Source organism: Sinorhizobium sp. NG07B (assembly GCF_002532005.1).
GTDB classification, from domain to species: Bacteria; Pseudomonadota; Alphaproteobacteria; order Rhizobiales; family Rhizobiaceae; genus Sinorhizobium; species Sinorhizobium fredii_C.
In genome coordinates this window covers 1,478,518-1,503,906 of the sequence record NZ_NWTD01000001.1, presented here as the reverse complement: position 1 = coordinate 1,503,906, position 25,389 = coordinate 1,478,518, and the positions used below count along the sequence as shown (strand labels likewise).

Here is a 25,389-nt window from a genome sequence, read left to right as displayed (position 1 = left end):
GTACGCCACCGCAGCCTACCGGGCTGTGGATCAAGGACCAAATCGATGCCATACGACGTCTCGCGCCTGCCCCTTTGATCATACGCCGTCGACGAAAGCCCATGAACGAACTCCGCATCGCCCTCTATCAGCCGGACATTCCGGGCAACACCGGCACAATCCTGCGTCTCGCTGCCTGCCTCGGACTGGCCGTCGACATCATCGAGCCGGCGGGCTTCGATCTCTCCGACCGCAATCTCAAGCGCGCCGGCATGGACTATATCGCGGCGGTCACGCTCACCCGCCATGTCAACTGGGAGCACTTTGAAACATGGCGGGCGGAAAGCGGCCGGCGGCTGGTGCTCGCTTCCACAAAGGCCGCCGAGCCCTATACGCGTTTCGACTTCCAGCCCGACGACGTTCTGCTCTTCGGCCGGGAAAGCGCCGGCGTGCCCGATCATGTGCATGACCGTGCCGACGCCCGCATCCTCATTCCGATGGCGCCGGGCCAGCGTTCGCTCAACATCGCCATCGCCACCGCGATGGTAGTCGGCGAGGCGATGCGGCAGACCGGCGCGTTCTGAGACGTCAATGAGTGCCTTGAGGCGTCCTATCTCGTCGGGAGATGCCCCGCCCCTCACGCGGCAATCTCGCTATAGGGCGTGGCCTTGCGCGCATATTTCAATGTGCGCGCCCACCACGTGAGCCGGTCTATCATCAGGAACAGTGGCGCCCGAAGCTCTTCCGGCTTGTAGAGATTGCCGGCTGCATCGAATTTCGACCACGCCTTCGGAAGCGCCACCCCGTCGCGGAGCGTCACCGCATGCAGTTCTCCGAAGACCTGGCGCAATTGCTCGACGGCGCGGATACCGCCGGAGGCGCCGCCATAGGAGACAAAGGCCACCGGCTTGGCATGCCAGGGCTCATAAACGGCGTCGATCATTTCCTTCAGCGCCGCGGGATAGCCGTGATTATATTCCGGCGTGATGACGATGAAGGCGTCCGCCTCGGCAACCTTTCGTTCCATCCACTCGGCCGGATCGGCCGATTTCTCGCTGCGAGAGTTCTTCAACCGCAATGGATCGATGATCGTCAGGCTGAAGACGTCGGACGTCGAAAGCTCGCGGATAAGCCAGCTGGCGACGGTATCGCAGAACCGGCCCTGCCGTGCGCTGCCATAGATCAGCGCAAGGGTCATTTTCTCTGTCATGCGGAATCAGCTCCTAGTTGTCGTTTACAGGGAGCTCATGCTATAGAACCTCAAGCTTAGTTGAGGTCAATAGCACCGATGCAAAAAGAAGAGGGCAGCGATTTCAGGCGGGAGCTTACCGTCGGCGAGGTCGCCGAACGGAGCGGCATCGCCGTCTCGACGCTGCATTTCTATGAGACGAAGGGGCTGATCCGCAGCAACCGCAGCCGCGGCAACCAGCGGCGCTATCCGCGCTCGGTGTTGCGACGCGTCGCCGTCATCAAGGTCGCCCAGCGCACTGGGATTCCGCTTGCGGAGATTCAATCCGCCCTGTCGGTGCTTCCAGACGACCGGCCGCTGACCGTCGAAGATTGGGCCCGGCTATCGAACAGCTGGCGGCAGCAACTCGACGATCGGATCGCCAAGTTGACTTCGCTGCGCGACCAGTTGACCGGTTGCATCGGCTGCGGCTGCCTGTCGATGCGCGATTGCCCGTTGCGCAACCCTCATGACGTGCTTGGCTCCGAGGGTGCTGGGCCGCGCCTGATGGATCCGTCCGACGGCTCGGGCGACGCGGAAACCGCCGGGGCGTGAGCCGCAGCCGGCCGCATCCGGTTGAGCAGGATCATGCTCGTCAAAGTGCCGACCGAGCAGAGCAGTGCAATCGAAAGCGCCCAGCCGTTCCCGGCTGCTCCGAGTACGAAGGAGAAGAACGGAGGGGCGGCGGCGAAGGCGAGGTTGAGCGGCAATCCGAGGCGCGCCGTGACCAGCGCATATTGCGCCGGCGAGAAGAACACGAGCGGCATCGTCGCCCGGCTGACCGACATGGCGCCGCTCGAAAGGCCGTAGAGCACGAGGAAAAGGACGATCGACCACTCGCTCCCCGCGCCGAAAATCAAGGTCAGCAATGCCAGCGGCATGATCGCCGCCGCGACGAAGCCGGTCGCCAGCCCGTCCCAGCGGTTGCCGCCGAGAAAATCGAAAAGCCGCGCCGAGAGCTGGACGAAACCGATCACGGATCCGAAACCCACCGCCAGATAGTCGGGCACGCTGTAGCTCCGGAGAATATCGATGACAACGAGCTGGAAACCCCAGGTAACGAAGCCGTTGAGCGCAACTGCCGCAACGATAAGGGCGACAAGCGCCCAATAGTGACGCGTGTCGGGCTGCTCCCGCTTGCCATCTGAGGCGGCACGGGACGCCCGGCCTGCCCTTTTGGTCTGCGGGAGACCGAAGCAATGCAGCGGCGCGCAGACGAACAGCATCACCGCGCCGTAGACGATGAGCGCACCACGCCAGCCGAGCGCTGCCTCGACGAACACAGTGACAGGCCAGGAAACACTCGGGGCGAGAGCCGTGGCGAGCATCTGCGCCCCGATCGCTCGGCGCGCGCCCTCGCCGGCAATTTCACTCAGATAGACATGGGCGGACGTCGTCAGCGTCGCGGCACCGGCGATACCGAGAAGAGCCCAAGCGGCCAAATAGGTGACCGGCCCATGCGCGCTCGCGAGCACCCACAAGCCGGGCGCAGCTAGCGCCGAACCGGACGCGAGCACAGACCGCGCTCCGAAGCGCTCATAAAGCGCGCCCAGCGGCGGTGAGCACAGGGCCATTGCCACCAGCATCATGGTGGGACCGAGATAGATCATCGACAGCTCGAGACCGAGGTCGCCGGCCATTCCCGCCGCCGTGACCGATACGAACATGAACATCGCGCCCCAGGAGACGATCTGCGTGACGGACAGGACGATTACCGAGCGGACGATGGGCATGGGGTGATGGCCGGTATGAGCAATCGGGAGGGTGTCGGGAAGAGTGGAGCAACGCTTAGCGCGCTCCCGCCGCCTTGGCGAGATGAATTGAGTGCGCGCTTCGAAAATGCGGTCGTTCAATCGGCGCTCGGCAGCCGGCGCATCGTGAACTCGATCTCGTCGCCCTCGAGTTGGCGCCAGCTCTCGACTTCCGTCCAGTAGGCGGCCTTCGGCCAGGTCTCGAACCATTCGCGCGCCTTGGCGCGGGCGGCACTGCGTTCGAGGCGGAAGGTCTCGCGCACGAACAGCCTGTCTGCTCGCGCGGGGTGCTCCCGGCGATGCCGGGCGATCTGGCGCCGCAAGCCATCGAGCGGCGGTCCTGGGGGTATCTTCGCCATGGCTGTACCTCTGACGATAAAGATAGGAACGGCACCGCCGCTTGGCCAGCCCATCGGCTCCGACCCATCGCCCCGAGCAAAATCGCCGGAGGCGCGTCGATGCGATAGACTGTCACGCGGGGTCGCGGCGCCGTTGCCATCCGGCCCAAAATATGGACTTTGAACGGCGACAGAATCGGGGCTCCCTCTCTGCGAAAGCCCGCCTATTGGAACCGGAATTCCCATGGAAAGACCGCAATTGCCGCAGGGTCTGCCTGCAGACATCGAAGACAAGAAAGCCGAGGCGAAGGCCTGGTTCGAAAGCCTGCGCGACTCGATCTGCGCGGCATTCGAGGCGATCGAGGATGATCTGACAGGACCCTTGTCGGATCGTCCGCCCGGCCGTTTCGTCGGCAAGGACTGGCTGCGCGAGGAAGGCGCCGGCGGCGGCGGGCGCATGTCGATGATGGAGGGCCGCGTCTTCGAGAAGGTCGGCGTCCACACATCGACCGTTTTCGGCGAATTTTCCCCCGAATTCCGCAGCCAGATCCCCGGCGCCAGCGAAGATCCACGTTTCTGGGCCTCCGGCATTTCGCTGATCGCCCATCCGGTCAATCCGAACGTGCCCGCCGTGCACATGAATACGCGCATGGTCGTGACCACCAGCAACTGGTTCGGCGGCGGCGCGGACCTGACCCCCGTCCTCGACCGCCGGCGCCTCATGACCGATCCGGACACCGTCGTGTTTCACCGGGCGATGGAGATCACCTGCAACCGGCATCCGGTCGCCGATCATGCGAAATTCAAAGAATGGTGCGACGAATACTTCTTCCTCAAGCACAGAAACGAGCCGCGCGGCACCGGAGGCATCTTCTACGATTGGCTGCACTCGCCCGAGGATCTTGGCGGCTGGCAGGCCGATTTCGCCTTCACCCGCGATGTCGGCAAGGCCTTCGCCATCGTCTTTCCGAAGATCGTCAGGGCGAATTTCAACACGCCTTGGACGGAGGCCGATCGCGACGAGCAGCTCGTGCGTCGAGGCCGCTACGTGGAGTTCAACCTGCTCTACGACCGCGGCACCATCTTCGGCCTCAAGACGGGTGGGAACGTCGAGTCGATCCTCTCGTCCCTGCCCCCGGTCGTTCGCTGGCCCTGATTGCTCAACGAAGACGCGAACAAATCACAGCCTCCGGCGTTTTCTCCGCAACGACGGAGTGATCGCCGCATGATATTCAAGAAGCGCACATTCTTCGGCCAGGAGCCCGAAAGAATAACCCCCGACCACCCGGCGGAGCTGGAGCGAAGGGTTGCCCATTGCCTTGCCGTCGCGCCGGGCCTTGACGCGGCCGACGTCACGGTGACCTGCAGTGGCACCACCGTCCTGCTCGGCGGCACCGTTGCCACAAAGGACGAAATCCTCCGCGCAGAGGAAGCGGCAATGTCGGTCGCAGGGGTCGGCGAAGTGCTCAACCGTATAGCGCTCTCGAAAAGCAGCAGCGGGTAAACTCAGCCTTTGCGACAATGCCCCTCATCTGCCGGCAGGCAGATGAGGGGCGAACGTCCGGTTTAGCGCCGAGCTTAGATAGACCGAAGCGTCCAGCCGACGATATCGGCTGCCACCTTGGCGAAGGCCGCGTCGAGGGCTGCGACAAAGGCCGGATTGCCGGCACCCTGCACCGGCGCGACGGCACGGAATTCCTGCTGCCTGCGCACGGTGCCGGTGCGATCGTCCAAAATCTTGGCGAAGATCTCGACGACCGCCGTATCCGGGCCGTCGGTGGAAATCTCGAAGGCGCGGAGTTCGGTGACCAGCTGATAGTCGATGGCAAGGCCCTGGCCCGGCTTGCCGACGCCACGAACCCTGCCGGTATCGTCGAAAGTCTGGACAAGCCGATCCTGCACCAGGCGCGGCAGGCTGTCACCCCATTGGGCCCCGGCGAGATATTGCAGTTCCGATCTCGACAGCCGGACGACGATCTGGTCGCTGCCGAGTGTCTTCAGGGCCGTCGGTTCCGGCACGAGGATCTGACGGTTCGTTCCAGCCGGGCGTGAGACGACAGGCACCGATGCCAGGCTGAACGTATCGTTGACCGCCTGGCGCGTACCGCAGCCGGCCATGATCGTCGCCAATGAAAGAACCGCAGCAAACCGGGCCGCTCCCGCACCACACAACGCTACCAGACCCGGAAAACCCATACGCACATCATCCCCAAACAACGCGGCGCCGTCCGGCTCCCCGCCCCCACGCAACCTGCCCGCGACCGATGATCAGCGAATCACCGCCGCGTGCGGCCATCATATTGCTTAACAGTCTCGCCGCCGAATAGCAGGCGCTGTGGATTTCGATCGAAATTGGAAATTGTACTCTGCAGGCTCTGCACCGTCCGCCGCGTTTCCGTGACGAGCGTCTCCACGTCCCGCAAGCCGGAATTCGAGAAGCGCTTCAGGTTGTCGGTGATCGGACCGATCTGGGCGTTGAGGTTGTCGGCCATGCGGCGGAACGATTCAAGCGTCGCGCGCGCCTCAGCCGAAAGCGACGGCGCATTCGCGTCTCCCAGGAAGCCGTCGACCTTCGCGAGAATGCCGTCGACACGGTTTGATGCCGCATTCAGCTTGTTCGACATCTCCGTAAAATCGGTGATCGTCTGGTCGATGTCTTCCTGACGGGCGGAAATCTTGTTGGCAAACTCGGATACCTGAGCGGCAACCTTGCGGGCATCGGCGCTCGCCGCGGAGATGTCGTTGACGACGAGCCCCACCTTCTGGCTGTCGACCGCAGCCACCAACGCGTCGACACGCTTCAAGGTCTGCTGCGCGTTCTTGCCGAACTGGTCATAGGTGTCGACGGTCCGCTTGAAACCGGCGATCGCCTCCGAAACGCCGCCGGAAGCGGCCTTGAGGTCGTTGCTCACCTCTTCGACATTGCTGACGATCGTGTCGATCTTCTTCGGATCGACCGACTTGATCAGCCTGTCGGCGCTCGCAAGCGTGGTATCGAGCTTCTTCGAGGCCGCACTGACCGACCCCGATAACTCCTCCACGCTCTTCAGGAACTGATCGATCGCGTCGGAATTGTCCGCCAGCGCCTTGGAGAACCGCTGCGCATTGCCGATTGTCGAGGTCAACGGGCCACGAACTTCCGTGACGAAGCCCTGAATGTCGCCGATGGCGCTGTTCGCCCGATCGAGGATCTGGTCGGCGGTCGCGAGCAGGCTGGTGACGCTCGACTGGTCGGCAAGAATACGCGCCTGCGTCCCGTTCTCGAGTGCCGTCTTCAGGATGTTTTCGTCGCCCTTTCGCCCGCCGCTGAGCTCGATATAGGCCGCCCCGGTCAGGCCCTGGATTTCCAGCGTCGCCCGTGTCGAGGTCAGCACCGGCGCATCGGCCGAAACCTCCGTGATGGCGATCGAGTAGCGCGGATCATTGGCGTCGATCGCAAGACTGCGCACGCTGCCGACATTGATCCCGTTGAAACGCACCGGCGAGCCGACCGAGAGACCGTTGGCAGAACCCGGAATGTTGACGACGAGTTCGACCATTTCGCCGCTTCGGCCGTATTGCGACATCCAGTAGACGAAGCCGAAGGCAGCGGCGATCACGAACACCGTGAAAAAGCCGACAATGGCATAATTCGCTTTAGTTTCCATCGGCTCAGACTACCTCTGCGGCCCCGCCGCCACTTCACCCTGCTGCGACACACCTCGCGTCGCCTATTTTATCACTTTTACCGCTCAGTCGTGCTCGCGCACGATCGCCCTCGCCCGCTTGCCGCGGAAATAGGATTTCACCCACGGCTCGTCGCAGGCAAGCATGTCCTCGATGGTTCCCTCGACCAGGACGCGTTTCTGGCCGAGGACGGCGATCCGGTCGCAAACCGAGAACAGGCTGTCCAGATCGTGAGTCACCATATACACGGTCAATCCAAGCGTGTCCCGCAGCTTGGCGATCAACTCGTCGAACTCCGCCGCGCCGATCGGATCGAGGCCCGACGTCGGCTCGTCGAGAAAGACGAGATCCGGATCGAGGGCCAGCGCCCGCGCGAGGGCGGCGCGCTTGATCATACCGCCGGAAAGCTCCGAAGGATATTTTTCCGCCGCTTCCGGCGCCAGGCCGACCAGTTCGATCTTCAGGCGCGCCAGTTCATCCATCAGCCCCTGCGGCAGATCGAGATATTCCCGCATCGGCACCTGGATGTTCTCCCGCACGGTGAGTGCGGAAAAGAGCGCCCCATGCTGGAAGAGAACGCCGAGCCGCATGTCGAGCGCGATGCGTTCCTCCTCACTCACCTTGTCGTATTCCGCGCCAAGGATCTTGATCATGCCTGAGCGCTTCGGCAGCAGCCTCAGGACCGTGCGCATCAGGACCGACTTGCCGGTGCCGGAAGCTCCGACGAAGCCGAGGATCTCCCCGCGCAGCACGTCGAGATTGAGCTTGTCGAGGACGATATTGTCGCCGAAGCCCACGGTCAGGTCGCGAACGGAGAGGATGCTTTCGCGCTCCGCCGCCTGCTCCAACTGCTTCTCCATGACCGCCTGAACCATTTTCCGCCCGCCTCAGAAATCGATCGCCGCGTAGAACATGGCGAACAGGCCGTCGATGAGAATGACGACGAAGATCGACTTGACGACCGACGACGTCACACGCCGCCCGAGCGATTCCGCGCTGCCGCCGACCTTCAGCCCCTCGACAGCGGCAACGACGCCGATGATCAGCGCCATGAACGGCGCCTTGATCATGCCGGCCGCCACCGACGAGAAGTCGACGGCCTCCTGCAGTCTCGCGAGGAACGTCGGTATGGTGATGCCCGAATAGCTCCAGGCAACCAGCGCCGCCCCGGCCAGAGCGGCGAAATTCGCGATGATGGTCAAGAGCGGCAGCACGATCGTCAGCGCCACGAGGCGCGGAAAGACGAGCACGCCGACCGGGCTCAACCCCATGACCTTCAGCGCGTCGACCTCCTCGCGCATTTTCATCGAGCCGATTTCGGCCGTGATCGCGCTGCCCGAGCGGCCGGCGATCATGATCGCCGTCAGCAGCACGCCGATTTCGCGCAGCTGCAGAATGCCGACGAGGTCGACGACGAAGATTTCCGCCCCGAAAGATCGGAGCTGAAAGGCGCCCTGCTGGGCGATGATGGCGCCGATCAGGAACGACATCAGGGTGATGATGGGTGTCGCCATCACGCCCATACGGTCGATCTGGTGGACGATCGCGGCAGGCGATACGCCGGCGTGGCGCCCGAGCTTCATCTGCGCGCCGCGGACCGCGGATCCCAGGATATACATGGCGGCAACCGTGTCGGTCCAAATCGACACCGTCACTTCACCGATCGGCGCAAACAGCCGCTGGAAAAGCGGGTCCTTTTTCTTCGAGCGCTCGGGCTGCCGCAATTCCTTGGGCAGAGCGCGCACTAGTTCGACATAGCGCTCCCCGCCGCCGGCGAAGCGAACCTCGCCCCCGTCTTCGCTGCCGAGCCCGTTCATGAAGCGCCGGATGATCCAGGCGCCGGCCGTGTCCATGCCGGTGATCCCGGAAAAATCGAACTCGTTCCGGCCGCCGGCCGGCTTTCCGAGCCGCTTCAGCTTGTCGGCCATGGCTTCCGCCGTCTGATGCCGCCAGTCGCCGCTGAACACATAGCGTCGGCCCGTCTCCCCGTCGGCCTCAGTGAGGACGACATCGGCAGCCTTCTGGGATGGCTTTCGCGTCACGTGATCTTGGTCTTTCACTTGCTATTCAGTAATCTCTTAAACCAGATTCGATCCCAGGACAAAATCACCCATCGTTTCAAAGCCGTACGGCAGGCCTTGTGCGGCCGAAAAGACACAGCGCGCCGGCCCGACAGAGCGCCCGGGACATGGCGGCCACGGCGAATCCCCACCCCATGAGAGAATAACGATGCCGATCTCGCTTTCAGCCACCGTCGACCATTTTCCGATCGCCGGCACCTTCACCATCTCCCGAGGCTCGAAGACGACGGCGAGCGTCGTGACCTGCACGCTCAGCGACGGCGCCGTCACCGGGCGGGGCGAATGCGTCCCCTACGGCCGCTATGGCGAATCGATCGAATCGGTCCTGAGCCAAATCGACGCCGTTCGAGCGCCGATCGAATCGGGCATCACGCGGCTCGACCTGCAGCAATCGATGAAACCCGGTGCCGCCCGCAACGCCGTCGATTGCGCGTTCTGGGATGTCGAGGCGAAGCGGGCGAACAGATCGGCCGCCAAGCTTGCCGGGTTGGCCGATCCGGTCGCGCTGACGACCGCCTATACGATCTCGCTCGCCGAGCCCGAAGAGATGATGGCGCAGGCCGCAAGATATGCCCATCGGGAGCTTCTGAAGGTCAAGGTCGGAACCGCTGACGACACCTCGCGAATCCGCGCGGTGCGGAAAGGGGCACCGGCCAGCAGCATCATCCTCGATGCCAACGAAGGCTGGACGCCGGAAAACCTCGCCTTGCATTTTGCCACCTGCACCGAGGCCGGTATCGCGCTCATCGAGCAACCCCTGCCGGCGGGACGTGACGAGGCGCTGGGCTCCGTGGCTCGCTCCGTCCCCGTCTGTGCCGATGAAAGCGTGCATGCGACCGCAGACCTGAAGGCGCTCGTCGGACGCTACGACGCGGTGAACATCAAGCTCGACAAGACCGGTGGACTTACCGAGGCGCTGCGCATGCGCGAAGAGGCCCGGGCGCTCGGCCTGAAGGTCATGGTCGGCTGCATGGTCGGCAGTTCGCTCGCCATGGCTCCGGCCGTCCTCGTCGCGCAGGGAGCCGACTTCGTCGACCTCGACGGCCCGCTGCTGCTTGCACAGGACCGCAGCCCGGGGCTTCGCTACGAGGCCTCGCTCGTCTTCCCGCCCGAGCCGAGCCTGTGGGGCTGAAGATACCAGCCGGCATAGGCGAAGCAGCATCCGCATAGCGCCACGACCGACATCGAATAGAAGCCGGCGACACCGAACCAGGCGTAAAAGTAGCCCGACAGGAAGGTGAAGATCGCCGTGAAGATGCCGGTGTAGAAAAAATAGAGGCCCTGGGCGGAGGCCTCCTGCTCCTCGGCGACGCGCTCGACCAGCTTGTGCTGCATGCCGGTGTGCATGATCGCATAGGTAAAGGCGTGCAGGCACTGGAGGACGAAGTAACCGGTAAAACCGAGGTCCATCGGAAAGATCAGCCAGCGCGCGACCGCCAGCAGGCAGCCGGAGAAGATCATCGTCCAGACGCTGAAGCGCCTGGTAATGGCCTTGGCAAAGAAGAACATCAGCACTTCCGCCGCCACCCCGGCACTCCACAGCGCCCCGATCTGCGTGCCGCTATAGCCGATCTGCTGCCAATAAATGGCAGAAAACGCGAACAGCATCGCATGGCTGCTGTTGACCAGCGTGACGCCGATCAAAAGCAGCTGCAAATCGGGCTGCCGCAGCGATTGCGGCGGCGCTTCGGTGATTGCCGTGATCGGCGAAGGCCTGCGTGGGCGGCCGATGCGCGGAGCTGCGCAGGCCATCGCAACGGTCAGGCCGAAACCGGCGGCCATCGCCGGCAGCACCATTGCACCGCCGATGAGGCCGGTCATCCAGCCGCCGAGCATCGTCGCACCAATAAAGGCGATCGATCCCCAGACGCGCATCTGCGCATAGTCAAAACCCCAGCGGCGCACGCCCGAAAGCGCGATCGCCTCGACGATCGGGAGGTAAGGCGAATAGGCGGCCGACTGCAGCGCATAGATCACCAGCACCGGCCAGAAGTCCTTGGCGAAGAAGAGGACGAAGGCGAGTGCAAGCGAGAGGCAGGCCGACCAGATCAGCACGATCGTGCGCTCACCGAGCCTGTCCGCCAGCACACCCGCCAATGGCGCCGTGATGACCCGGATGAACATCGGCACGGCGAGGACCACGCCGATCTCGAAATCGCTTATCGACAAGCCGTTGAGCCAGACCGGGAAATACGGCATGGCGAAGCCGTTGACGATCAGCGGCGCGCAGAAGAGCAACGCGATGCGGAGCGCGAAATAACGCGGCGGAGGCCCCAGGACGGGGGGCGCGGATGCGGGAATCATGGGAGGACCTGATGGCTGTGCGCAACCCCTAGCACGAATATCCGCCAGCTCGCCAGCCGCTAGTTTTAGCCACAGGTGGGGCTCAGGCCTGGTACCGAGGACCTCAGGCTGCCCGCGGCGCGGCCAAAGTCACGGGCAAGCCATCGGCCGAGGTTTCCACCGCCACTCCGCCGCGCAGGCTATGCCAGGTGAGCAGTTCCATCGTGCCGTCGAAATGCTCGGCGATCGCCGTGCAGCTTTCGACCCAGTCACCGGTGTTGATGTAGCGGATCTCGTCGATGTCCTCGATCACCGCGTGATGGATATGCCCGCAGATCACGCCCTGGGCGTTATGCCGGCGGGCTTCCTCCGCAACGACCTTCTGAAACTCGCCGATGAAATTCACCGCGTGCTTGACCTGCAGCTTCGCCCAGGACGAAAACGACCAATACGGCATGCCGAGGCGGCGGCGAATGGCGGCAAGGCCGATATTAATAGCGATTGCCGTGTCGTAGGCCCAGTCGCCGAGATAGGCGAGCACACGCGCGTTGCGCACGACGACGTCGAATTCGTCGCCATGCAGCACGAGGTAGTTGCGCCCGTCCGCGCCCTGGTGCATGTGGCGCGCCGCGACCTCGATACCGCCGAAGTGGACGCCCGGAAAATCCCTCATGAACTCATCGTGGTTGCCGGGAATGTAAATAATGCGCGAACCCTTGCGCGCCTTGCGCAGGAGCTTCTGAACGACGTCGTTGCAGGACTGCGGCCAGTACCAGCTCCGCTTCAACCGCCAGCCGTCGACGATGTCGCCGACGAGAATGATAGTCTCGGCCTCATGGTGGCGCAGGAAATCGATCAGGTAGTCCGTCTTCGCCGCCTTCGAGCCCAGATGGACGTCGGAGATGAACAGCGTCCGCAATTTCCGCACCGGATTCTGTTGAGATCCCGATATCGCAACCATGAGATCCTCGCCTTCTCGAGCTATGTCTCGCCTCGTCAAAACCAGACTCGTGTTTCAGGAAGATGACACCGGAATTCGGCGGACCGGATCGGGCTGATGAAAAGCGCTGCCGTGAAACTGTACGCGGGCGGGAATTCGTGCCAAAAGGCCCCGATCCAGAAACGGGGATGTGACGGCATGACCACGGGCGAAAAAGCGAAACCTCAATCGGCTCCGGCGAGCGGAGACATCGACCAGCAGGCACTCTTCTTCCACCGCTACCCCCGTCCGGGCAAGCTAGAGATCCAGCCCACCAAACCGCTCGGCAATCAGCGCGATCTGGCGCTCGCCTATTCGCCCGGCGTCGCAGCCCCCTGCCTTGCCATCAGGGATGACCCGGCGAGCGCCGCCGATTTCACCGCCCGCTCTAACCTCGTCGCCGTGGTCTCCAACGGCACCGCCGTGCTCGGCCTCGGCAATATCGGTCCCCTGGCCTCAAAACCAGTGATGGAAGGCAAGGCCGTCCTCTTCAAGAAATTCGCCGGCATCGATGTCTTCGATATCGAGATCGACGCGCCGACCGTCGAACGCATGGTCGACGTGGTTTCCGCGCTCGAGCCGACCTTCGGCGGCATCAATCTCGAAGACATCAAGGCTCCGGAATGTTTCGAGGTCGAGCGCCGCTTGCGGGAGAAGATGGACATTCCCGTCTTCCATGATGACCAGCACGGAACGGCGATCATTGTCGCCGCCGCCGTCCTGAACGGCCTGGAACTCGCCGGCAAGGACATCGCCAAGGCGAAGATCGTCGCCTCGGGCGCCGGCGCTGCCGCCCTTGCCTGCCTGAACCTTCTCGTCACCCTTGGCGCCAAGCCCGAAAACATCTGGGTCCATGACCTGGAGGGTCTCGTCTATAAGGGCCGCGAGGTTCTGATGGACGAATGGAAGGCCATCTACGCGCAGGACAGCGCCAATCGCGTGCTTGCCGACAGCATCGGCGGCGCCGACGTTTTCCTGGGACTTTCTGCAGCAGGCGTCCTCAAGCCCGAACTGCTCGCCCAGATGGCCGAGAAGCCGCTGATCATGGCGCTCGCCAACCCGACACCGGAAATCATGCCGGAAGTGGCGCGCGCCGCGCGGCCGGACGCGATGATCTGCACCGGACGCTCCGACTTCCCGAACCAGGTCAACAACGTCCTTTGCTTCCCGCATATCTTCCGCGGCGCGCTCGATTGCGGCGCGCGCACCATCAATGAAGAGATGAAGATGGCGGCGGTGCGGGCAATCGCCGGCCTGGCGCGCGAGGAGCCGTCGGATGTTGCGGCCCGTGCCTATTCAGGGGAAACGCCGGTCTTCGGACCCGACTATCTCATCCCCTCGCCCTTCGACCAGCGGTTGATCCTGCGCATCGCTCCGGCGGTGGCCAAGGCTGCAGCCGAGAGCGGCGTCGCTACCCGGCCGATCCAGGATTTCGACGCCTATCTCGACAAGCTCAACCGCTTCGTCTTCCGCTCCGGCTTCATCATGAAGCCGGTCTTCGCAGCCGCCAAGAACGCCCCCAAGAACCGCGTCATCTTCGCCGAAGGAGAGGACGAACGGGTGTTGCGCGCCGCCCAGGTGCTCTTGGAAGAAGGCACGGCCAAGCCGATCCTGATCGGCCGTCCGCAGATCATCGACACCCGCCTCCGCCGCTATGGCCTCAGAATCCGTCCCGATGTCGACTTCGAGGTCGTCAATCCGGAAGGAGATCCGCGCTATCGCGACTACGTCGAAGAATACTTCACCCTTGTCGGCCGTCTCGGCGTCATCCCGGAAGCCGCCCGCACGATCGTCCGCACGAATACGACGGTGATCGGTGCGCTGGCGGTCAAGCGCGGTGAAGCGGACGCATTGATCTGCGGGGTCGAAGGGCGCTACAGCCGACACCTGCGCGACGTTTCACAGATCATCGGCAAGAAGCCGGGCGTACTCGACTTCTCGGCGCTAAGCTTGTTGATTTCCCAGCGCGGTGCGACCTTCTTCACCGACACCTATGTGAGCTTCAGCCCCAGCGCCGAGGAAATCGCCCAGACGACCGTGATGGCCGCCGGCGAAATACGCCGCTTTGGCATCACGCCGCGCGCTGCCCTTGTTTCCCATTCGAATTTCGGATCGCGCGAATCCGAGAGCGCCGCCAAGATGCGCGCCGCGCTCAAGCTCGTCCGCGAGCTGGCGCCCGATCTCGAGGTCGACGGCGAGATGCACGGGGACGCAGCCATCTCCGAAACGCTGCGCGAGCGGGTGATGCCGAACAGCACGCTGAAGGGCGAAGCCAATCTGCTCGTCTTCCCCAATCTTGACGCCGCCAACATCACGCTCGGCGTCGTCAAGACGATGACGGACAGCCTTCATGTCGGGCCGATCCTCCTCGGCTCGGCGCTGCCGGCCCACATCCTTTCCCCCTCCGTCACCTCCCGCGGCGTCGTCAACATGGCGGCTCTTGCAGTGGTCGAGGCAAGCCATCCCGCCTGAGGAATGGCTCTCCGGTCTATCGCGCTTTAGGCGATTCCGCGGCAGCTTGCCGCGGAAATACAACCATGCATTGATCTAGTGAAAAGACTTGCACCGATTACGAAATATAGCACTAGACAAAAACCGGCAGGCTAAACCATGTTTATTCTAGGGGCATGAATCGGTGTTACGGCATGACTAATCAACAGGCTGTCCTCGATCTGCTGGATATCGTGGAATATGGCGGGTGTGCGGAACCGCAGCAATTCTTCGCCTTGATGCGTCGTACCTTCGATATTGCGCATCTTCTCTATCTGGAAGCGGAACCGACGGCCGAGGGTCTCAAGGTCTGCCGCCTGCATCACACTTTCGGCGCCTATGCCGAGGAGCTCTATCTGTCGCGCGGTCTTCACCGGATCGACCCTATCCTTCGGCTTGCTCTCGGAGGCGTAAGGCCTGTGGAATGGGCACCCGCACGCCGCCGCTTTCCCGAGTGCGAGCCGCTCTTCGAGGCTGCAGAGGACCTCGGCCTGTCCACGGAAGGGGTCGCCCTGCCGCTGCCTTCGCCGGCCGGCCGCATGGCGCTGCTGGCGATCAGCGCCAACATGTCGCCGACGGAATGGTCCGAATATCGCCGCTGCCATCTGCGTGACTTCCAGCTGGCAGCCAATCTCTTTCATGCCTCGATGCTCGAGCGGACGATGGCAGATACGATCGACGAGCGCGATCCGCGCTTGACCAGCCGCGAAACCGAGGTCCTGACCTGGTCGGCAGCCGGCAAGAGCTATTGGGAAATCGCGACGATCCTCGGCATTTCCGAACGCACGGTCCGCTTCTTCATGAGCAATGCACGCCGCAAGCTCAATGTCGTGTCGAACACGCAAGCGGTTGCGCAGGCAGTCCGCCATGCGTTGATCCCCACCATCTGACGGGGGAATTTACCATCGGAGCTCGCTCCCGGCGCCGGATGCCCCACAAATTTTGTGGGAAAAATCGTTGGATTAAACTGTCACTACCGACAGTTACATGTGTCGCCCGAGCCTGACAGCATCGCTCCATCGCGCAAACACGATGGAGCGAAAGATGATCAGGATAGTGAACGGAAACGCTCGCGGAAAACATCCGCAGGCCATCGACGAGATGTTCCGGCTGCGCAAGCGCGTCTTCCACGACTTCTTGAAATGGGACGTCAGGACCGAGGGCGATTGGGAAATCGACCACTACGACAAGGCCAATCCGCTCTATGTGATGTCCTATTCGCCGGAAACCGGGAAGCTGCGTGGCTCGCTCAGGCTCCTGCCGACGCTGGGGCCGAACATGCTGGATGATACATTCCCGGTGCTGCTCGGCGGCAACCCGGAAATCCGGAGCGCTTCGGTCTGGGAATCGAGCCGCTTCTGCATCGACCCGGATATTTCCCAGGACCGGTCTTCGAACCAGGTGACGGTCGCCGCCGCCGAACTGATGTGCGGCGTCGGCGAACTTGGCCTTGCCTCCGGCATCAGCCACATCGTCACCGTCACAGACGTCTTCCTTGAGCGGATGTTCCGCCGCATGGGGTGCCCCGGAGAACGGATTGCCGAGCCGCACAGGATCGGCAATGTCTACGCGGTCGCGGTCGCCTGGGAAGTGTCGAGAAGCCTGCTTCGACAGATGAAGGCCGTTGCCCTCATCGAAGGGACGGTGCTCGAACGGCCCATGTCGCTCGAAACTGCAAGGGCGGCCTAATCATGGCCGGGCCGTTCAGGCGGCCCGGCCCTTCCTGTCTCGGAACACGTATTAACGCAAACGCCGTCTTGTCGTTGCGCCCTCACCCTAACGTCGTATGATGTGACTACAGGCGCCCCTGTCCCGCGATCAGCGGAGCGAAATGCAGGAAAGACGAGTGTCAGTGTCCCGATCCACTGCGTCCTTGAGGATGATGCGCCTTGCGGCCGCTCTGCTGCCCCTCGCCTTGGCTATGCCTGGGCAGGCATCGGCCACCGACGTCTGCGCGCGCCTCAGCGCCCGCCTCGCAGAGCTGCCGGCGGCGTTGACGACAAACGCCAATCTGCGCGATTTCACCGGCGCGGTTTCGCGACAGAACATCGAACTTCGCCGCGCCAGGAACGAAAGGCGGCGCATGGAATGCAGCGACGAGTCCGTCGTCTACATCGAAAGCGAAAATGCGGCTGCCTGTGCCGAGCTTGACGATGCGATTGCGCGCATGGAGGACAATCTCCACACGCTCAAGGCCCAACGCCGGCACCTGATTTCGAAGGGCAATGAGGACATGCGCCGGCGGATCCTCGCCGCCATGGAATTGAACGACTGCTCGGGGGACGCCGCTCCGAACTGGGACGAGACGGTTCCGGATGAATTCGGCACCGAAGAGGCGCGCGCTCATCGCAACATCCTCGAAAGCTTCCCGCCGGACGGCGAGGACTATCCGTTGCTGTTCGATGGTCCGACCGACGATTTCACATTCATGGAGAACGGCGCGGCAGGCGGCTTCAGGACCATGTGCGTGCGGACCTGCGACGGAGCATTTTTCCCGATTTCGTCGAACGCCACGCCGGCCGACTTCGGACGCGACGCCGAGCTTTGCCGGGCACGATGCCCCGGCGCCGATACGGAACTCTATTATCACGTCCTCGCCACCGAGGAGAGCGAGCAGATGGTTTCGGCGTCCACGGGAAGGCCGTACAGGGAACTCCCCAACGCCTTCGCCTATCGTGTGCGCGACGTCGGTTCTCCCGGCATCTGCGGCTGCCAGATTCCGAAGATCACGACGGATCAGAACAAAAGCACCACCTCGGGAACCAAGCTTTCGGTGGTCAGCCCTTCCGTCGTGACGATCGAGGGGCCGTCTGCACCAGCCTTCGGACCAGCGGGGGCAAAGCCCGTGGAAGAGCGCCCCTATGATCCGAAGAGCAGCAAGGTCCGCGTTGTCGGTCCTGCCTTCCTGCCACAGGAAGAGAGCGCGATCGATCTCAAGAACCCTCGGGGATCGCGTTACCAGCCGCTGCAGAACGAGTGACACCTTCCCTTTGGGCGGTCGTTACGAGGCTGTCGCGGACGCCCCATCCTTCGTCGAAAACGAGGTCCTCGAGCGGCAAGCGTTGCCGCCAGCCCTTCACCGCCAATTCCGGCTGCTGGTAGAGGCGATCGACATAGCCAAGGCACAGCCAGGCGACGATTTCGATGTGCTCCGGAATTCCGAGGATATCTTTGACCTCGTTCTCGTGGAAAATGCTGACCCAACCGACGCCGACGCCTTCGGACCGCGCCGCGAGCCAAAGATTCTGCACCGCGCAAACCGTCGAATACACGTCCATTTGCGAATTGTGCGTGCGGCCGAGCACGACGGCGCCGCCGCGGGTCCGGTCGCAGGTCACGCAAATGCCGAGCGGCGCCTTGCGTATGCCCTCGAGCTTGAGTGACCGGTATTTCGCCTGCGCCTCGCCCGAAAACATTCCGGCTGCCTCCTCATTGGCGCGCTGGAAAGCCTGCCAGACCCTCTCCCGCGTCTCGATTCGCCGTACGAGCACGAAGTTCCACGGCTGCATGAAGCCGACGGACGGGGCACGATGCGCCGCTTCGAGCAGGCGGGCGATAAGCGGTTCGGGCAGCGGTTCGGGCAGGAACTCGTCGCGCACGTCGCGGCGCGTCTCGATGGCACGATAGACGGCGGCGCGCTCGTCCGGCGAAAAGGCACCGGCCGCCGCAAGGCAGCCGTTCGGGTCAGGCAGCATCGTTCGATCCCCAACAATGCGCAACCTCCCGCCGTCCGCGCGGGGCCGGTCTATCTCGCCAGGCCGGTCTTCTGACTTCGGATCACTCGGCTGCGCCACCTTCCCAGATCGCATCAGGAACCAGTGGCAAAGCTCTGAAAATACTCAGAACTCTTTTGGCGCAGACGTCACCGTCACAGCGTTGGGCACGTGCCGGAATTCTACCGGCTTCCCGATTCTCCCGCAGCAAGCGGGCACCTGACGGCCGCATATGGGCACAGCCGCCGGCGAAACGCAAGGCGGGGGCGCCGCGCCCTGCTCAAGCCGGCCGATAACGCACGAAGGCGAAGGCATCGCCGTTGGGCGACCAGTTCGGAACGTTCATCGTCCCCTGCCCGCCGAAGAGTTCGAAGAGGACACGCGCATTGCTGCCTTCCGGATCCATCAGCCGAAGCCGCACATCGAGATCACGCGGATGGTCGAAGACCTCGCCGTCATAGGACAGCACCAGCAGATGCCTGCCGTCCGGCGACGGGTGCGGGAACCAGTCACCATAAGGGCTGTCGGTGATGCGCTGGACATCGCTGCCGTCCGGCCTCACCCGCCAGATCTGCATGCGGCCGGTGCGGCTCGAATTGAAATAGATCCACGCACCGTCCGGCGACCAGTCCGGGCCGTCGTTGCGGCCCTCGCCATGCGTCAGGCGCCGCTCCTCTCCGCCATCGACCGAAATCGTGTAGATGTCGAAGATCTGGTCGCGGATCCCGCAATAGGTCAAGGTTTTCCCATCCGGGGACCAGCCGTGCCAATAGGACGGCAGGTTGCGCGTCACCAGTCGCGGCGTGCCGCCCTCGGCCGGCAGCAGATAGATCGCCGACTTGCCGAATTCGGTCTTGTCGCTGATCGCCAGCGTTTTCCCGTCCGGCGAAATGCCGTGATCGTTGTTGCATTGCCCGGCAAAGCCCGTGTCGATTTCCACGGGCTCGGAACCGTCAAAGGCAAGCCGATAGAGCCTGCCGTCGCCGTTGATGATCAGGGATTTGCCGTCCGGCGACCAGTTCGGCGCCTCGACCAGCCGCTCCGTCTGCCAGACGACTTGCGTCTCGCCGGTGGCAATATCGAAAATCTCCACCGAACTGCGCATGATCTACCCTCGGTCGCGGAAACGGTTGGTGATCGGATAGCGCCGGTCCCGGCCGAAATTCTTCTTGGTGATCTTGACCCCGGGAGCCGACTGCCGCCGCTTGTATTCGGCGATGTAGAGCAGGTGTTCGATCCGATGCACCGTGGCCTCGTCATGCCCGCGGGCGACGATTTCCTCGGTACTCAGTTCCTTCTCCACCAGGCACTCGAGAATGTCGTCGAGGACCGGATAGGGCGGCAGCGAGTCCTGGTCGGTCTGGTTGGGCCGCAGTTCGGCCGATGGCGCCTTGTCGATGATGTTCAGCGGGATGACCTCGCCGGAGGGGCCGAGTGCTCCGGGCGGCACAGCGCCATTGCGCCAGCGCGACAGTGCATAGACCTGCATCTTGTAAAGGTCCTTGATCGGGTTAAAGCCGCCGTTCATGTCGCCGTAGAGCGTCGCGTAGCCGACCGACATTTCCGATTTGTTGCCGGTGGTCACCACCATCGAGCCGAACTTGTTGGAGATCGCCATCAGGATCGTGCCGCGCGTGCGGCTCTGCAGGTTCTCCTCGGTGATCCCGGATTCGGTCCCCTCGAACGTGTCGGCGAGAGCATTGAGAAAGCCTTCGACGGGCTCCTCGATCGCAACGACGTCATAATGGCAGCCGAGCGCCTTGGCACAGGCCTCGGCGTCCTTCAGCGATTCCCGCGACGTATAGCGATAGGGCAGCATGATCGTGCGAACCCGCTCCTCGCCGAGCGCGTCCACGGCGAGCGTCGCGCAGATCGCCGAGTCGATGCCGCCCGACAGGCCGAGGACGACGTTCTTGAAGCCGTTCTTGTTGACGTAGTCGCGCAGCCCCAACATGCAGGCGCGATAGTCCGCCTCCTCGCATTCCGGCAGGCGAGACCGGAGTCCGTTGTGTGAGACCCAGCCGTCGTCACCCCTCGTCCATTCGGAGATCGCGAGCGCCTCCTCGAACTGGCTCATCTGGAAGGCGAGCGAGCGATCGGCATTGAAGCCGAAGCTCGCGCCGTCGAAGACCAGTTCGTCCTGCCCGCCGAGCTGATTGGCATAGATCATCGGCAAGCCGGTCTCTATCACCTGCTTCAGCACGATCTGGTGACGGACATCAACTTTACCGCGGTAGTAGGGCGAACCGTTCGGAGAAAGCAGGATTTCGGCGCCGCTTTCCTCGAGCGTCTCGCAGACGCCGAGCTCTCCCCAAATGTCTTCGCAGATCGGAACCCCGATGCGAATGCCGCGGAAATTCACCGGACCGGGCATCTCGCCTTGATCGAACACCCGCTTTTCGTCGAACTCGCCGTAATTCGGCAGATCCACCTTATCACGGACGGCGATGATCTTGCCCCCGTCCAGGACGGCCACCGAATTGTGCCGCTGCGCGGAGGCTTGACGGGGGAAGCCGATGATCACTCCCGGCCCTCCATCCGCCGTCTCTGCGGCGAGGTTCTCGACGGCGCGCAGGCACGCCTTCAGGAAGGCCGGTTTCAGCACCAGGTCTTCAGGCGGATAGCCGGAAATGAAAAGCTCGGTGAACAGCACCAGGTCGGCGCCCTGGCGCGCGGCGTCGGCCCGCGCTTCGCGCGCCTTGGCGAGGTTGCCGGCGATATCGCCGACGGTCGGATTGAGCTGGGCTACGGCGATCCGTAGCGTCGAAGGTGCGGCTTTCTGTGGGGTCATGGCAGGCCTGTCGGTGTTTCCTCGGCGAATGCATCCAGCTTAAGGCTTGTACTTAACGCATCAGGGGGCAAAAAACCCCCTCCCAATCGCAATGCTTAGAAAAAATCTGAAAAATCCTGTTGTTCCCGGCCGTTAGTGACGCGACAGGGACCCGTCGCCACAGCGGGAACCTGAGGATCATCAAAGCCGTTTCGCCATTCATCCCCCGTTCAAGATGACGGTCGTATGACAGTTGAACGAAAGTTTTGTGAAATTGGAGAAGTTGTGGCCAGTATCGATTCCGCCGCGAGAGGTCCTCAGGTCTATGTCGAAAGGCCGGGCTTTTCCGTCAGACACGCAAAGACCCTGGCGGGCACCCGCAGCGCGCTGTTTTCGCTTTCGCTTGCCGCGACGATCGTCTTTGCGGTCGAGTTCATCGTGCGCCAGTCAGGCTCCGAAACGATCGCCTATTTCATCGATCCGATGCGGCCGGCCTGGACGACGGTCGCAGTCTTCTTCCTCGTCATGCTGGCGCTCGACGCGCTGTTTGGCCGTGAGCACAAGGGCGCGCTCGTGGTGGCGCCGCTCGCCATCATCCCGGCATTTATCTGCCAGCAGAAGCAAGTCTTCCTGTCCGACCCGCTCTATCCCACCGATTTTCTGTTCGGCCGTCAGATCATGGAGCTGATGCCGGTGCTGGTGAAGGATCGGCCATGGACCGCAGTCGGCGTCGTTCTCGGAATTCTGGCAACCGTCATCGCCATCGCCCTGCTGCTGCGCTACGCCTGGCGGAACTTTCCGAAGCTGACCAGCCGGGAGCGTCTCGCACGGGTCGTCTTCGCCCTGCCGCTGCTCGTCGCCTTCTGGAACATCATGGACTACAACCAGTTCTCCTGGGTCCGTGACCGGTTGCGCGTCATTCCGATCATGTGGGACCAGACCGAGAACTACCGCCACAACGGCTTCGTGCTCGCCTTCGCGATCAACCTGCCGATGGCCAATGTGAGCGCTCCGCCCGGCTACATGGCCGATGCGATCGGCCGAATTCCCGTAAAGCCGCTGCCCGCCGGAACGACGCATCGCGGCAAGCCGGACGTCATCGTGCTGATGAGCGAATCCTTCTGGGATCCGACGCGTCTGCCCAAGGTCAAGCTGACGCCCGATCCGATGCCGACGATCCGCGAACTCCAGGGCGGCAACGTCTTCTCGCCCGAATTCGGCGGCATGACGGCCAATGTCGAGTTCGAAGCGCTGACCGGCTTTTCGAATGCCTTCTTGCCCTATGGCAGCATTCCATACCAGCAATATATCCGCAATCCGATCCCGTCGCTCGCAACCTTCTTCCGCGGCGAAGGCTATGTGTCGCGCGCCATCCACCCGTTCCAGGGCTGGTTCTGGAACCGCACCGCCGTCTACAAGGCCTTCGGCTTCGATACCTTCCGCTCCGAAGAGAACCTGCCGGCGATGCAGAAGCGCGGAATTTTCGCTTCGGATGAATCGCTGACAAAGGAGATCATCCGCCAGGCCGACGCGATGGACGATCCCTTCTTCTTCTTTGCCGTGACGCTGCAGGGCCATGGGCCCTACGAGCCGAACCGCTACGCGAAGAATACCATCAAGGTCGAGGGCGACCTCCCGGAAAGCGACCGGCAGGTGCTTGCCACCTACGCTCAAGGGATCAAGGAGGCCGACGACAGCCTGAAAATGCTCATGGAGTGGGCGAAGCAGCGGGATCGCGAGACGATCATCGTTCTCTTCGGCGACCACCTGCCGCCGCTCAACACCGTCTACACCAGCACCGGCTACATGAAGGACGTGACGGCGGAACGCAAGGGCTCGAAGGACCAGATGAAGGCGCAGCACGAAACGCCGCTTGTCGTCTGGTCGAACAAGACCGGTGCGCAAAAGGATATCGGCAGCATCAGCCCGGCTTTTCTTTCTTACCAGATCCTGAAGCAGGCGGGCTATGAGCACCCCTACTACACGGGTTTCCTCGGTAAGGTTCACGACCACTTCCGCGTTCTCGACCGCTATTTGCTGATCCGCAAAAACGGCAAGGGCTTGGAGAACTGGCTGCGCCAGCCGAAGATTCCGGTGACGCTGCGCGACTACCGCTTCCTCCAGCACGACATGATGTTCGGCAAGCGCTATAGCACCGAGCGCTTCTTCAAGTCGCACGCCGAACTTTTCAGCGCCGGCTTATAAGCGGATCGTCTGCGAACGCACTCATTGGCCCGGTGTCCCCGCCGGGCCAATTGCGTATTTGACTATCCGCGCCCCAATTCTCGCCGGGTTCCGATTGGATGCAGGCCGATCCGAAACAAGACAGAATCAACTTTTGCGCAAGGCAGACTCCACTAAAATGACAACAGATACAATGCTTTAACTTTTCGCGCGTCGTACAGCTGTACGGATGCCAGAAATCAACTTCAAAATTCTGCGGAGACGCTGCTATGTCCGCACGAATCCTGAGCTTACCGGCCAAGCCGTTAGTCATACCAAACTATAGCAGCCACGGCTCTTCACCCGCCGGTGGCATCGGCGCCGCAAATTCCCCTAAAATTTACGTGAACCCAAACGGCGTACTTGCGCGTTTAGGCCAAGGTGAGATTTTATGTTGATTGCGCCGGGGCACGGGGTAAGCGAGCATTCGGTGCGTGGAGAGATCTGGAGCACACGCAACAGATGCAGCGGCTTGCTGGGACGGAAGAAGCCGGACGGAAGACTCCGCCCACCTTTACGGTGGACGCTCTCGTGCAAAACCCTCAATTTCTTGAGGTCTTGCAAGCGGGCGCGCGTACCCTGATTTCCATGAATGACCTGTTTCCGCGCATCGCGCGCCTCGTGGCAGCCCACCAGAGATGGATGCTGACGCAAGCCGCCTATGCCTTACACCTGGAGCGCGACCCGAACGACGCCGATTCCGGCATCACCGCAGCGCGATTGCTGAAAGTCATGCGCGAAACGGGCGCTGCCAGCCGGAACACGGCGACGGCCTTCCTCGCCGAACTCGTAGCCTACAAACTGCTCCGCCCGGCAAATGGCGGTCGCACGAAAAGAACGCGTCCCCTCGAGCCGACGGAAATCAGCGAAAACGCCATGCGGCTCTGGTTCAAGACGCAGATGAGCACACTCGATTTATTGGACGGCGGATCGCGCGTCAGACGCCTCGAGACGGATCCCGGCATCTTCGAGCGCGCGCAGCCCCGTGTCGCCAGGCGGCTGCTCTCGGACCCGAGATGGACGCAGCCCCCGGAAAGTGTGGCGATCTTTGTATGGTCGGAATCCGGCGGGGTGATCCTCGACGACCTGATGGCGCGCCCGCCCACTCTCGCCGTCCACGGCAAGGTCTGGGTAGACGTCAGCCTTGCGAGACTTGCCGAACGTTATCTGATCTCGAACACCCATGTTCGCCGGCTGTTCGCGCGCGCAGAAGCGGCCGATTTCATCGGCAAGGGAGACGATGGCGCACGCGGCCGGTTCTGGTTGAGCAGCCGGCTCATCGAGGAATACGCCTCCTGGGAAGCAGTCAAGTTCGAAGCGCTGGCGGATGCCTTCGATCAGTCCGTGGTCGCATATCCCTGAGGGCGAGCGCGTTACTGTGACGCTTCCGCAAAGCGCGGCAGGTCGTCGTGGATGTCGTAGAAATCACCCTTGTCGGCGCAAAAAATATGATAGCCGGGCTCGAGACCGGTCGGCCCGTCGAACGTCCCTGCGAGGATAGAGGTATAGTCGAGCCCGTCCGCCTTCCAGAACAGCGCCGAGCCGCAGTGACGGCAAAAGCCGCGCTTCGCGCTCGTGCTGGAGCGGTACCAGGTGATCTGGTCCGCGCCTTGGACCTCCATGTGGCTGTCGAGGACATTCGTAGCGGCGTAGTAGAGCCCCGTCTGCTTCCGGCATTGCGAACAATGGCAGAAAATCAGCTCCCTCAGTTTCCCCTTCGTCTTGAACCGCACGGCGCCGCAGAGGCATCCGCCTTCATGGATTTCCGTCATTCCCCTCTCCACTGCAACAAAAAAGCCGGGCCAGCTTCACAAGCTGGCCCGGCGCTGTCAAATTCAGAAGATGCGGCGATTGTTCAGTAGAATTGAACCTTCGGCGCGTCTGCGAT

At 62.7% G+C, this 25,389-nt stretch carries 24 protein-coding genes and 1 riboswitch; of the genes, 11 read left to right on the top strand and 13 right to left on the bottom strand.

All coding sequences use genetic code 11. The annotated features are described in order from the left end of the window. Positions 1-101: 101 nt before the first annotated feature. The gene (locus CO664_RS07245) at positions 102-563 is read left to right on the top strand and encodes a tRNA (cytidine(34)-2'-O)-methyltransferase (protein WP_097524868.1); all 462 of its coding nucleotides are present in this window, start codon (positions 102-104) and stop codon (positions 561-563) included. A 53-nt stretch (positions 564-616) separates the two neighbouring features. Here CO664_RS07245 and CO664_RS07240 read toward each other — a convergent pair whose 3' ends face one another. Then, a complete protein-coding gene (locus tag CO664_RS07240) occupies positions 617-1,189 on the bottom strand; it encodes an NADPH-dependent FMN reductase (protein WP_097538274.1) in 573 nt (190 codons plus the stop codon). A 78-nt stretch (positions 1,190-1,267) separates the two neighbouring features. Here CO664_RS07240 and soxR point away from each other — a divergent pair, with 78 nt between their 5' ends. After that, complete coding sequence (soxR, locus tag CO664_RS07235; protein ID WP_083854258.1) at positions 1,268-1,762, top strand: redox-sensitive transcriptional activator SoxR; 495 nt, start codon at positions 1,268-1,270, stop codon at positions 1,760-1,762. Here soxR and CO664_RS07230 read toward each other — a convergent pair. Further along, positions 1,675-2,940, bottom strand: coding sequence for an MFS transporter (locus tag CO664_RS07230; RefSeq protein WP_097538273.1), 1,266 nt, complete (start codon positions 2,938-2,940; stop codon positions 1,675-1,677). The genes soxR and CO664_RS07230 overlap by 88 nt on opposite strands. Before the next feature lie 116 nt (positions 2,941-3,056). Further along, positions 3,057-3,317 (bottom strand): hypothetical protein, encoded by a 261-nt coding sequence (locus tag CO664_RS07225; protein ID WP_037424341.1) that lies wholly within the window; start codon positions 3,315-3,317, stop codon positions 3,057-3,059. A 223-nt stretch (positions 3,318-3,540) separates the two neighbouring features. Here CO664_RS07225 and hemF point away from each other — a divergent pair, with 223 nt between their 5' ends. Beyond that, the gene (gene hemF, locus CO664_RS07220) at positions 3,541-4,452 is read left to right on the top strand and encodes an oxygen-dependent coproporphyrinogen oxidase (protein ID WP_097538272.1); all 912 of its coding nucleotides are present in this window, start codon (positions 3,541-3,543) and stop codon (positions 4,450-4,452) included. Between the two features lie 69 nt (positions 4,453-4,521). Then, entirely contained in the window at positions 4,522-4,800 is a 279-nt protein-coding gene (locus CO664_RS07215; protein WP_037424337.1) for a BON domain-containing protein, read from the top strand. A 74-nt stretch (positions 4,801-4,874) separates the two neighbouring features. On the opposite strand, the gene CO664_RS07210 is transcribed toward CO664_RS07215, so the two are convergent. The 4 genes from CO664_RS07210 to CO664_RS07195 all read right to left on the bottom strand — a co-directional run bounded on the left by CO664_RS07210 (position 4,875) and on the right by CO664_RS07195 (position 9,004). Beyond that, the gene (locus CO664_RS07210; RefSeq protein ID WP_097524873.1) at positions 4,875-5,492 is read right to left on the bottom strand and encodes an ABC-type transport auxiliary lipoprotein family protein; all 618 of its coding nucleotides are present in this window, start codon (positions 5,490-5,492) and stop codon (positions 4,875-4,877) included. An 80-nt stretch (positions 5,493-5,572) separates the two neighbouring features. Continuing rightward, positions 5,573-6,943 carry an MlaD family protein gene (locus tag CO664_RS07205; RefSeq protein ID WP_097524874.1) on the bottom strand — a complete coding sequence of 457 codons (1,371 nt, stop codon included), beginning with the start codon at positions 6,941-6,943 and terminating at the stop codon, positions 5,573-5,575. Positions 6,944-7,027: 84 nt separating this feature from the next. After that, positions 7,028-7,837 (bottom strand): ABC transporter ATP-binding protein, encoded by an 810-nt coding sequence (locus CO664_RS07200; RefSeq protein ID WP_097524875.1) that lies wholly within the window; start codon positions 7,835-7,837, stop codon positions 7,028-7,030. 12 nt (positions 7,838-7,849) lie between these two features. Then, positions 7,850-9,004, bottom strand: coding sequence for an ABC transporter permease (locus CO664_RS07195; protein WP_097538271.1), 1,155 nt, complete (start codon positions 9,002-9,004; stop codon positions 7,850-7,852). Positions 9,005-9,191: 187 nt separating this feature from the next. Between CO664_RS07195 and dgcA the strand changes: the two genes are divergently transcribed. Then, positions 9,192-10,175, top strand: coding sequence for an N-acetyl-D-Glu racemase DgcA (gene dgcA / locus CO664_RS07190; RefSeq protein WP_097538270.1), 984 nt, complete (start codon positions 9,192-9,194; stop codon positions 10,173-10,175). On the opposite strand, the gene CO664_RS07185 is transcribed toward dgcA, so the two are convergent. Both CO664_RS07185 and CO664_RS07180 read right to left on the bottom strand, forming a co-directional pair. After that, on the bottom strand, positions 10,127-11,347 hold the full coding sequence (locus CO664_RS07185; RefSeq protein WP_097538269.1) for an MFS transporter: 1,221 nt from the start codon (positions 11,345-11,347) through the stop codon (positions 10,127-10,129). The two genes, dgcA and CO664_RS07185, sit on opposite strands and share 49 nt — an antisense overlap. Positions 11,348-11,450: 103 nt before the next feature. Continuing rightward, positions 11,451-12,287: a UDP-2,3-diacylglucosamine diphosphatase gene (locus CO664_RS07180; RefSeq protein ID WP_097538268.1), complete on the bottom strand. Its 837-nt coding sequence runs from the start codon at positions 12,285-12,287 to the stop codon at positions 11,451-11,453. Between the two features lie 177 nt (positions 12,288-12,464). Here CO664_RS07180 and CO664_RS07175 point away from each other — a divergent pair, with 177 nt between their 5' ends. The 4 genes from CO664_RS07175 (at position 12,465) to CO664_RS07160 (ending at position 17,775) form a co-directional block, all read left to right on the top strand. After that, positions 12,465-14,777: an NADP-dependent malic enzyme gene (locus CO664_RS07175; protein ID WP_097525056.1), complete on the top strand. Its 2,313-nt coding sequence runs from the start codon at positions 12,465-12,467 to the stop codon at positions 14,775-14,777. A gap of 173 nt (positions 14,778-14,950) precedes the next feature. Continuing rightward, positions 14,951-15,685, top strand: coding sequence for a LuxR family transcriptional regulator (locus CO664_RS07170; protein ID WP_037424319.1), 735 nt, complete (start codon positions 14,951-14,953; stop codon positions 15,683-15,685). Positions 15,686-15,839: 154 nt separating this feature from the next. Continuing rightward, positions 15,840-16,484, top strand: a complete 645-nt coding sequence (locus CO664_RS07165; protein WP_037424317.1) for an acyl-homoserine-lactone synthase — start codon at positions 15,840-15,842, stop codon at positions 16,482-16,484. 190 nt (positions 16,485-16,674) lie between these two features. Next, entirely contained in the window at positions 16,675-17,775 is a 1,101-nt protein-coding gene (locus CO664_RS07160; RefSeq protein ID WP_176536539.1) for a DUF2865 domain-containing protein, read from the top strand. Here CO664_RS07160 and bluB read toward each other — a convergent pair. From bluB to CO664_RS07145, 3 genes are all read right to left on the bottom strand, one after another. After that, positions 17,729-18,490 (bottom strand): 5,6-dimethylbenzimidazole synthase, encoded by a 762-nt coding sequence (gene bluB / locus CO664_RS07155; RefSeq protein ID WP_037424288.1) that lies wholly within the window; start codon positions 18,488-18,490, stop codon positions 17,729-17,731. The two genes, CO664_RS07160 and bluB, sit on opposite strands and share 47 nt — an antisense overlap. Positions 18,491-18,533: 43 nt before the next feature. Continuing rightward, positions 18,534-18,746: riboswitch (cobalamin riboswitch) on the bottom strand. A 42-nt stretch (positions 18,747-18,788) separates the two neighbouring features. Next, the gene (locus CO664_RS07150) at positions 18,789-19,613 is read right to left on the bottom strand and encodes a TolB family protein (RefSeq protein ID WP_097524880.1); all 825 of its coding nucleotides are present in this window, start codon (positions 19,611-19,613) and stop codon (positions 18,789-18,791) included. A 3-nt stretch (positions 19,614-19,616) separates the two neighbouring features. Beyond that, positions 19,617-21,299, bottom strand: coding sequence for an NAD+ synthase (locus CO664_RS07145; RefSeq protein ID WP_097538266.1), 1,683 nt, complete (start codon positions 21,297-21,299; stop codon positions 19,617-19,619). A 264-nt stretch (positions 21,300-21,563) separates the two neighbouring features. Here CO664_RS07145 and CO664_RS07140 point away from each other — a divergent pair, with 264 nt between their 5' ends. Together CO664_RS07140 and CO664_RS07135 are read left to right on the top strand one after the other, a co-directional pair. After that, the gene (locus CO664_RS07140; protein WP_176536510.1) at positions 21,564-23,483 is read left to right on the top strand and encodes an LTA synthase family protein; all 1,920 of its coding nucleotides are present in this window, start codon (positions 21,564-21,566) and stop codon (positions 23,481-23,483) included. 480 nt (positions 23,484-23,963) lie between these two features. Beyond that, positions 23,964-24,863: a hypothetical protein gene (locus tag CO664_RS07135; protein WP_097538264.1), complete on the top strand. Its 900-nt coding sequence runs from the start codon at positions 23,964-23,966 to the stop codon at positions 24,861-24,863. Positions 24,864-24,874: 11 nt separating this feature from the next. Here CO664_RS07135 and CO664_RS07130 read toward each other — a convergent pair whose 3' ends face one another. Continuing rightward, positions 24,875-25,273: a GFA family protein gene (locus CO664_RS07130; protein ID WP_097524884.1), complete on the bottom strand. Its 399-nt coding sequence runs from the start codon at positions 25,271-25,273 to the stop codon at positions 24,875-24,877. Positions 25,274-25,389 lie beyond the last annotated feature (116 nt).